Below are 255 nucleotides of genomic sequence, written 5' to 3'. Positions count from 1 at the left end.
GTTACTCACGTGTTACTCACCCGTTCGCCGCTCGAGTACCCCGAAGGGCCTTTCCGCTCGACTTGCATGTGTTAAGCACGCCGCCAGCGTTCGTCCTGAGCCAGGATCAAACTCTCCGTTAAGGTCACAACGACAACCACCCGAAGGCGACTGCCAAACCTGAAGAGAAAAACAATCCCGGCAAGAATCATTCTTGCCAAAGGAATCCAAAACCAAACCGACCAACCCATCAGACGATGGGCCAACCAGCCTGGT

Annotated in this window: 1 rRNA gene; it reads right to left on the bottom strand. The window is 54.5% G+C overall.

Going from position 1 to position 255, the window contains the following annotated elements:
* A 16S ribosomal RNA gene (locus QSK37_RS51355) occupies positions 1-122 on the bottom strand; the annotation flags it as partial.
* Between the last annotated feature and the right edge of the window lie 133 nt (positions 123-255).

Source organism: Actinoallomurus iriomotensis, from assembly GCF_030269445.1.
Classification (GTDB): Bacteria; Actinomycetota; Actinomycetes; order Streptosporangiales; family Streptosporangiaceae; genus Actinoallomurus; species Actinoallomurus iriomotensis.
The sequence above is the reverse complement of the archived record's forward strand: the minus strand, read 5'-3'. Positions and strand labels throughout refer to the sequence as shown.